This window comes from Oerskovia douganii (genome assembly GCF_015142735.1).
GTDB lineage: Bacteria > Actinomycetota > Actinomycetes > Actinomycetales > Cellulomonadaceae > Oerskovia > Oerskovia douganii.
The window spans coordinates 50745-59253 of sequence record NZ_JACSPN010000011.1; the positions used below are offsets into that span (position 1 = coordinate 50745).

General features: G+C 73.1%; 9 protein-coding genes. 6 read left to right on the forward strand and 3 right to left on the reverse strand.

All coding sequences use genetic code 11. The features are described 5' to 3' along the window. Window positions 1–40: 40 nt before the first annotated feature. The gene (locus tag H9623_RS09965; RefSeq protein WP_193719898.1) at window positions 41–577 is read right to left on the reverse strand and encodes a DUF3093 domain-containing protein; all 537 of its coding nucleotides are present in this window, start codon (window positions 575–577) and stop codon (window positions 41–43) included. Between the two features lie 223 nt (window positions 578–800). Here H9623_RS09965 and dut point away from each other — a divergent pair, with 223 nt between their 5' ends. The 4 genes from dut to H9623_RS09985 all read left to right on the forward strand — a co-directional run bounded on the left by dut (window position 801) and on the right by H9623_RS09985 (window position 3467). Continuing rightward, complete coding sequence (gene dut, locus H9623_RS09970) at window positions 801–1268, forward strand: dUTP diphosphatase (protein ID WP_407671892.1); 468 nt, start codon at window positions 801–803, stop codon at window positions 1266–1268. 147 nt (window positions 1269–1415) lie between these two features. Beyond that, entirely contained in the window at window positions 1416–2177 is a 762-nt protein-coding gene (locus H9623_RS09975; RefSeq protein WP_193719899.1) for a DUF3710 domain-containing protein, read from the forward strand. A 5-nt stretch (window positions 2178–2182) separates the two neighbouring features. After that, window positions 2183–2551, forward strand: a complete 369-nt coding sequence (locus H9623_RS09980; protein ID WP_193719954.1) for an OB-fold nucleic acid binding domain-containing protein — start codon at window positions 2183–2185, stop codon at window positions 2549–2551. A 40-nt stretch (window positions 2552–2591) separates the two neighbouring features. Further along, on the forward strand, window positions 2592–3467 hold the full coding sequence (locus H9623_RS09985) for a DUF3159 domain-containing protein (protein ID WP_193719900.1): 876 nt from the start codon (window positions 2592–2594) through the stop codon (window positions 3465–3467). A gap of 21 nt (window positions 3468–3488) precedes the next feature. Here the strand turns inward: H9623_RS09985 and H9623_RS09990 are convergent, their stop codons facing one another. Together H9623_RS09990 and H9623_RS09995 are read right to left on the reverse strand one after the other, a co-directional pair. Beyond that, entirely contained in the window at window positions 3489–4202 is a 714-nt protein-coding gene (locus H9623_RS09990) for a potassium channel family protein (protein WP_193719901.1), read from the reverse strand. Continuing rightward, window positions 4202–4855 carry a potassium channel family protein gene (locus tag H9623_RS09995; protein WP_193719955.1) on the reverse strand — a complete coding sequence of 218 codons (654 nt, stop codon included), beginning with the start codon at window positions 4853–4855 and terminating at the stop codon, window positions 4202–4204. The genes H9623_RS09990 and H9623_RS09995 overlap by 1 nt, the downstream gene beginning before the upstream one ends. 202 nt (window positions 4856–5057) lie before the next feature. Between H9623_RS09995 and H9623_RS10000 the strand changes: the two genes are divergently transcribed. Further along, the gene (locus H9623_RS10000) at window positions 5058–7070 is read left to right on the forward strand and encodes an APC family permease (protein ID WP_193719902.1); all 2013 of its coding nucleotides are present in this window, start codon (window positions 5058–5060) and stop codon (window positions 7068–7070) included. 100 nt (window positions 7071–7170) lie between these two features. Continuing rightward, on the forward strand, window positions 7171–8448 hold the full coding sequence (locus H9623_RS10005; RefSeq protein WP_193719903.1) for a class I SAM-dependent RNA methyltransferase: 1278 nt from the start codon (window positions 7171–7173) through the stop codon (window positions 8446–8448). Window positions 8449–8509: the final 61 nt, after the last annotated feature.

Sequence of the window (8509 nt, forward strand, 5' to 3'; positions counted from 1 at the left end):
ACCCCCACGGGGCGGCGGCCGTCCGCGCGTCCGGGAGCGGTCAGGGGAGGTCCGGGCGCCCGGTGTCGGGGCTGCTGCCTGCGGTCCCGGCGCCGCCCGCCGACGCGCTCGCCGCGCCCGCGGCGACCAGCGCCGCGGCGAGGTCGGACGCGTGGCGCGAGGACACGAGCCAGTACGGGGTGGGGTCGGCCGGGTCGTCGAGCTCGACGCGCACCCCGGTCCGCGCCCAGGCCCGCAGGCACACGTAGGCGCGTGCGTCGAGAGAGGGGCCGAGCTCGCGCGTCATGGCCGCGCGGTCGAGCACCGTGACGTCCCCGAGGAGCGACGTCGGGATCGAGGCCCGTCCGGCGCGCAGCACGGGCTGCCCGTCGGGGCCGGTCCCGACCGAGACGACGGGGGAGGTCCACCAGGCGAGCACGACGAGGACGACCAGGGCGACGAGCCCCGTGCTGATCGACAGCACGTCGTCGACCGGCCACAACGCCACACCGAGGACGACGGCGAAGGCGGCGGCGGCGGACCAGCCGCCCGGTCCGGGGAGCAGGCGTTCGCTGTAGGCAGGCGCAGGCTGAGGCATGAGCCCATCATCCCAGGTCCTGCGAGGGTGGTCGTCGCCGTCCCGGCGGTTCGCGGGGCGACGTGGCCACGGGGCGTCGGGCGAGGGTCCGCGCCGAAGTCGTGCGACCTGCGCGCCGGCCCGGCGGCGTGCCGCGGTGCCGTTGTTCGCAGGTCCGCCTGGCGAGCACTAGGCTCTGCGGGTGCCCATCGACGAACCGGCGGCCCCGACCGCCCTCGAACCCGTGCCCGCCCGTCCGGGCGACGTGCAGGTGCTGGTCCAGCTCCTCGACGACGTGACCCCGGTGCCGGCCTACGCCCACCCGGGTGACGCCGGTGCCGACCTCGTGACGACCGTCGACGTGGAGATCGCCCCGCAGGGGCGCGCGACCGTCCCGACGGGGCTCGCGATCGCGCTGCCCGACGGCTACGCGGCCTTCGTGCACCCGCGCTCGGGCCTCGCCGCCCGGCACGGCCTGACGATCGTCAACGCGCCCGGGACCGTCGACGCGGGCTACCGCGGCGAGATCAAGGTGATCCTCCACAACACGGACCCGTCGGTCCCGGTGGTGCTGCACCGCGGGGACCGCGTCGCGCAGCTCGTGATCCAGAAGGTCGAGCACGCCCGCTTCCTCCAGGCCGAGCGGCTGCCCGGCTCGCACCGCGGAGAGGGCGGGTTCGGGTCGAGCGGCGGGTGGGTCGCGGCGCCCTGAGACCGGTGCGTCCGCAGTGTTCGCCCGTGGCCGACGACGGCCACGAGGCCCGCGCAGCGGTCTAGGGTGGTAGGAGCAGGGCGGTCCGACCGTCCGAACGAGCCGTGGTCGATGGTCGACGCGGTGAAGAGCTGAAGGAGAGCGTCCGTGGGTTTGTTCCGGCGTAGTGCGTCGCAGAAGTCGAGCGACGAGGCGGTCGTCGCCGAGGGCTCCGGGACCGAGGAGACCTCCGCTGCCGCGGACGGGTCCCCGGCCGCTCCGGCTCCGGTCGCTCCTCCCACGGGTGCCCGCGGCCCGTTCGACTCCTCGCAGGTGAGCGAGCTCGGTGCTCGTGCGGACCTCGGTGCCATCTGGCTGCCGGGAGTCCCGGGCATGGAGCTGCGCATGGAGGTGGACAAGAAGACGCAGAAGATCACGGGGGCCGCGGTCGCGGTCAACGGCTCCGCGCTGCAGATCCAGGCGTTCGCCGCGCCGCGCACCATGGGCATCTGGGACGAGATCCGTGAGGAGATCGCCGAGTCCGTGCGCCAGCAGGGCGGGACGGTCGACGACATCCCCGGCACGTTCGGTCGCGAGCTGCTCGCGAAGCTCCCGGCCACGGGACCCGACGGTCAGAAGGGCTTCCGTGCCGCCCGGTTCGTCGGGGTCGACGGCCCGCGCTGGTTCCTGCGGGGCGTCCTGACGGGCAAGGCGGCGGTGGACCCGGAGGCCGCCAGGCTCCTCGAGTCCGTCTTCGCGAACATCGTCGTGGTCCGGGACCAGAACGCCCGCCCGCCTCGTGACCTGCTCGCGATGCACCTGCCGGGACAGGCACCGCGTCCTGCGGTCGCCGCCCCGGAGGGGGCCGCCCCGTCGCTCCCCACCTTCGACCCGCTGACCCGCGGGCCGGAGATCACCGAGAGGCGTTGACCGCCGTGACGCTGCGCCAGGCCCTGCACTCGGTGCTGGCCTCCCAGGAAGAGCTCACGGCGGACGAGGAGCGGCTCGACTCGGCCAGCCAGGTGGGCTGCTCCGCGGTCTCGGACCTCGCGAACCGCAAGCGTGCGACCGTCTCGGGCGTCATGCGGTCGGTCATCCTGCGCCCGCGAGAGGGCGTCCCCACGGTCGAGGCCGAGCTCTACGACGGGTCGGGTTCGCTCGACCTGGTCTGGCTCGGGCGTCGCCAGATCGCGGGGGTCGAGCCCGGGCGTCGGGTCCGCGTCGAAGGACTGGTCTGCGAGATCGCCGGCCGGCGCACCATGTTCAACCCCCGCTACGAGCTGCGCCCGCGCGCAGGCGAGTGAGCCCGTGACCCACCCCGACCCCGCAGGCGAGAGAGACGACATGACGCACGAGGCCCACCCGTCGCCGGACCCGCTCTCCCGAGAGGTCGAGGAGGTCGCGGACGTCGTCGACGACGTCGTCCCCCCGGACGAGGGGTCGGCCCGGGGCGTCCGTGCCCTGGCGGGGGAGTCCTTCTCGCTCGCGGAGACCATCGGCGGGGTCCGGGGGCTCGTGGAGTCCATGGCGCCGGGTCTCGTGTTCGTGGTCGTGTTCATCGCGACGGGCAACACGCTGCGCCCCGCGCTGATCGCCTCGGTCGCGGTGGCGCTCGTCGCCGTCGCGGCGCGACTGGTGCAGCGCACCCCGATCACGCAGGCGTTCGGCGGGTTCCTGGGCGTCGCGATCGGCGTGCTGTGGGCGTGGCGGTCGGGCGAGGCGCAGAACTACTACGCGGCCGGTCTCCTCACGAACGCTGCCTACCTGGTCGCGATGACCGTCTCCGTGCTCGTGCGGTGGCCCGTGGTCGGGCTGGTCGTCGAGGGGCTGCGCAGCGGCTGGACGGACGGCGACAAGGTCAAGGCCGCGGTCGCGGCCGACGAGGCTCCGTACGGTCCTGAGGCCTCGGACGAGGCTGCGCGGGGCGGCGAGCAGGCCGACCCCGCTCCCGGTGCGTTCCGCGCCTGGGCCGACCGCTGGCGCGGGGACGCGGCGCTCATGCGCCGGTACGCGCTCGCGACGTGGTTGTGGGTCGGCATGTTCGCCCTGCGCCTGGCCGTCCAGGTGCCGCTGTTCGTGGCCGGCGAGGACGCGATCGCCTGGCTGGGCACGGCCCGCCTCGTCATGGGCATCCCGTTGTGGGCCCTGACCCTCTGGGCGACCTGGCTGCTGGTCCGCCGCCCGCACACGGCGGCCCCTGCCGGGCCGGGGGCCGCCTGACCCTGGGGCGGGCCGAGCCCCTCAGACGGGAAGACCCGTCGTCTCGTCGACGATCCCGTTCCCCCCGTCGGGCGACGCGTCGACCAGGACCCGCAGGAGCTCTGCCTCGTCGACGTCGCGCCCGGTCACGATGAGCAGCTCGTCGCCCACCTCGAGCGTGTCGTCGATGCTCGGCGCGATGGGCTGCGTCCCGCGCACGATCGCGGCGAGGACGGTGTCCTGGGGCCACGGCACCTGACCGACGCGCGTGCCGATGAGCGGCGAGTCGGGGGGCAGCGTCAGCTCGAGGATGTCCGCCCCCGACTGGTGGAACGTGAAGATCCGCACGAGGTCCCCGACGGCGACGGCCTCCTCGACCATGGACGTCATGATGCGCGGCGTCGAGACGGCGACGTCGACGCCCCACGACTCGTCGAACATCCACTCGTTCTTGGGGTTGTTCACGCGGGCGACGGTGCGGGGCACGCCGAACTCGGTCTTGGCCAGGAGCGAGACGACGAGGTTGACCTTGTCGTCGCCCGTGGCCGCGACGATGACGTCGCACTCGTCGACCTTGGCCTCCGCCAGGGTCGGGAGCTCGCACGCGTCCGCGAGGAGCCAGTCGGCGTCGGCGACCTGCGCGACGCGCATCGCGGCAGGCTGCTTGTCGATGATCATGACCTCGTGGTCGTGGCTGAGCAGCTCGCGCGCGATCGAGCGCCCCACCGACCCGGCTCCGACGATGACGACGTGCATCAGTTCTCCTCGAGCTTCGGGGCGTGCGTCAGGAGGCGCTCGACCGTGGGGGCGTCTGCCGCACGCATGAGGACGTGCAGCACGTCGTTCTCCTGCAGGACGGTCGTGGGGGTCGCGAGGACGCCCTCGCCGAACCGCCCCAGGAACGCGACGCGCACGGAGGTCGCGGCCTCGATGGTGGCCACCGAACGACCGACCCACCCGGGGTGGAAGTCGGTCTGCGCGAGCCGGACCTGTCCCGAGGGGTCGCGGTACTCGTCGGTCGCGCCGAGCGGGAGCAGGCGACGCAGGACCTGGTCCGACGTCCAGCGGACGGTCGCCACGGTCGGGATGCCGAGGCGCTGGTAGATCTCGGCACGGTGCGGGTCGTAGATGCGGGCCACGACGTTGTCGACCCCGTAGGTCTCGCGGACGACGCGGGCCGCGAGGATGTTCGAGTTGTCCCCGTCGGAGACCGCGGCGAACGCGTACGCGTCCTCGATCCCCGCCTGGACCAGGGTGTCCCGGTCGAAGCCCAGGCCGGTCACCTTCTTGCCGGAGAACTCTGCGGACAGCCGTCGGAAGGCGTCGGGGTTCTGGTCGACCACGGCGACGGAGTGGCCGCGGTTCTCGAGAGACTGGGCGAGGGTGGCGCCGACCCGGCCACATCCCATGATCACGAAGTGCACGAGCGAAACGCTACCGCGCGCGGGTCCGACGCAGGTACCCGGTCCGGGCGCGGCGCGGGCGCGGGTGCTCCGGGGGCGGACCGCGCTGCCCGACGGCGCCCGGACGACGGCGCCTCGAGGGGCGCGCCGAGATCCGTCGGGCACGCGGAGGGGCCGCGAGCACCTGGAGGGCCTAGCATGGGCCAACGTGTCGGATATCGCTGATGCCGCCAAGCGCCTGCTGCTCGGACGCCCCGTCCGCAGCGACGACTTGGGGCACACCCTGCTGCCGAAGCGCATCGCGCTCCCGGTGTTCGCCTCGGACGCGCTCTCCTCGGTCGCCTACGCGCCCGACGAGATCCTCCTGACCCTCTCGATCGCGGGGCTCGCCGCGACCACGATCTCCCCCTGGGTGGGGCTCGCGGTCGTCGTCGTGCTGCTGACCGTGGTCGCCTCCTACCGGCAGAACGTGCACGCCTACCCGTCGGGCGGTGGGGACTACGAGGTCGCGACGGTCAACCTCGGCCCGACGGCGGGCGTCGGCGTCGCCTCGGCCCTCATGGTCGACTACGTGCTCACGGTGGCGGTGTCGATCTCCTCGGGGGCGCAGTACGCGGCGGCCGCCCTGCCGTTCCTGCGGGGCCACGAGGCCTCGTTCGCGATCGGGCTCGTCGTCCTGCTCACGCTGATCAACCTGCGCGGGGTCAAGGAGTCGGGGTCGTTCTTCGCGATCCCGGTCTACCTGTTCATGCTCGCGGTCGGGATGACGGCCGTGGTCGGGTTCGTCCGGTACGCCACGGGGACCCTGCCCATGGCCGAGAGCTCGACCTACGAGCTCGTCGCGGAGAGCCACTTCGACCAGGGGCTGACCGGGATCGCGGGCGCGTTCCTGGTGGCCCGGGCGTTCGCGTCCGGCTGTGCCGCGCTCACGGGCGTCGAGGCGATCAGCAACGGGGTGCCGGCGTTCAAGAAGCCCAAGTCCCGCAACGCGGCCACGACGCTGGCCCTGCTGGGCGGCATCTCGGCGTTCATGATCATGACGATCCTCTTCCTCGCGCAGAAGACCGGCGTGCACTTCGCCGAGAACCCGCCCGAGCAGCTCACGATCGACGGTCAGCCGGTGCCGGAGGGGTTCGTCCAGGACCCCGTGCTCGGGCAGATCACCCAGGTCGTCTTCGAGGGCTTCCCGATCGCCTTCTACTTCGTGGCGGCCGTGACGGGCCTCATCCTGGTGCTCGCGGCCAACACGGCCTTCAACGGGTTCCCGGTGCTGGGGTCGATCCTCGCCAAGGACGGCTACCTGCCGCGTCAGCTCCACACCCGGGGCGACCGGCTCGCGTTCTCGAACGGCATCGTGACGCTGGCTGTCACGGCGATCGCCCTCATCTGGGCCTTCGACGCGCAGGTGACCCGGTTGATCCAGCTCTACATCGTGGGTGTCTTCGTGTCCTTCACGCTCTCGCAGCTGGGCATGATCAAGCACTGGACCAGGGAGCTGCGCACGGTCCCCGACCCGCGCTTCCGCACCAAGATGAAGCGGTCCCGCGTCGTCAACACGATCGGCTTCGCCATGACGGGCACGGTCCTGATCATCGTGCTGCTGACCAAGTTCACGCACGGTGCGTGGATCGCGATCCTCGCGATGGCCGTGGTGTTCGTGCTCATGCGCGCGATCCGCAAGCACTACGACTCGGTGAGCGAGGAGCTCACGCTGGGCGAGGACCCGGCGGCGGCGCGCGCGCTGCCGAGCAGGGTCCACGCGCTCGTCCTGGTCTCCAAGCTGCACAAGCCCACGATGCGGGCCCTCGCCTACGCGCGGGCCTCGCGCCCGTCCGTGCTGGAGGCCGTGACGGTGGGTGTGGACCCGGACGAGGTCGCCGAGTTCACGGCCGAGTGGGAGGCCCTCGACCTCCCGGTCCCGCTGCGGGTCCTCGACTCCCCGTACCGGGAGATCACGCGGCCGATCCTGTCGTACGTGCGCTCGATCCGTCGGGAGAGCCCGCGCGACCTCGTGGTGGTCTACATCCCCGAGTACGTCGTCGGGCACTGGTGGGAGCACCTGCTGCACAACCAGAGCGCGCTGCGGCTCAAGGGACGGCTGCTGTTCACGCCGGGCGTCGTCGTGGCGTCGGTGCCGTGGCAGCTCTCGTCGACCAAGGGGCAGACGGGTCTGGAGACGGAGAACTTCGCGGCCCAGCAGCGGATCAACCGCCGCTACTGAGGCCCTGCCGGCCGGGGCGCGCACGACGACGTGTGCGGTCCCACGTCCCGCACGGGTCGGTCCGGAGCCGTAGGCGGTTCGCGTCCGGGATACTAGGGGGGTGTCTGAAACCCTGAACCCCACGTCCACCGCCCCTGAGTCTCAACCTCTGGTCGAGCTCGAGGTCGGACCTGTCGCGCACGGCGGCCACTGCGTCGCGCGACACGACGGGCGCGTCGTCTTCGTCCGGCACACGCTGCCGGGCGAGCGGGTGCTGGCCCGGATCACCGAGGACGGCGAGACCGCGAAGTTCTGGCGTGCCGACGCCGTCGAGATCCTGGAGCCCTCCGCGGACCGTGTGCCCGCCGCCTGGCCGGCCGCCGGCCCGAGCGGAGCGGGCGGCGGCGAGCTGTCGCACGTCTCGCTGCCCGCGCAGCGCCGCTGGAAGGCCGCGGTCCTGCAGGAGCAGCTCAAGCGGCTCGCCGGCCTTGACCTTCAGGTAGAGGTTGAGGCTGCGCCGGGCGACGACGAGCGCGGCGGCCTCGGTTACCGCACGCGCATCGACCTCGTCGCCGACGAGAAGGGCCGCGCCGGCATGCGCGTCTTCCGCTCGCACGACGTCGTGGCGCTCGACGAGATGCCGCTCGCGTCCCCCGAGGTCGCGGCCCTCGCAGAGGCCGAGGAGGTCTTCACGCGCCGCTGGCGCCCTGGGACGCGCCTCGAGCTCGTCGCACCGGCAGGCGGGGCTGACCCCATCCTGCTCGTCGACGGCGTCGTCTGGCACTCGGGTCACATCGACCGCCGCCCGCACGCCCGCCGTGCGGTCACCGAGACCGTGACCGTCGCGGGCACCGAGCACTCGTACCGGGTCGCCGCCGACGGGTTCTGGCAGGTCCACCGCGAGGCCCCCGCGCTGCTCGCCGAGGCCGTGCTGCGGGCCGCGGGGCCGATCGAGGAGGCGACCGTCGTCGACCTGTACTCGGGCGCCGGGCTCTTCACGCTCCCGCTGGCCGACGCCGTCGGTGAGACCGGGCGGGTCGTCGCGATCGAGGGGGACGAGCGCGCCGTCAAGGACGCCCGCCGCAACGCGTTCGAGAAGCCGCAGGTCGAGCTGCACCACGGCCCCGTCGAGAAGGTGCTCGCCGCCAAGGACCACGCCGCCCCGACGGCCGACGTCGTCGTGCTCGACCCTCCGCGCACCGGGGCGGGCCGCAAGGTCGTCGACGCGGTCGCTGCCCTGCAGGCACCGCGCGTCGTCTATGTCGCGTGCGACCCCGCAGCCCTCGCCCGCGACATCGCCTACTTCGCCGAGCACGGCTACGGCGTCGAGTCGGTCACCGGGTACGACCTGTTCCCCCACACCCACCACGTCGAGGCGATCGCGGTCCTCACGCGGTGAGCCGCCGGTCCTTCCGGCGGCCCTGACCTGTAGCGTCGTGGGGGGGGGGGGCGCGCGGGGG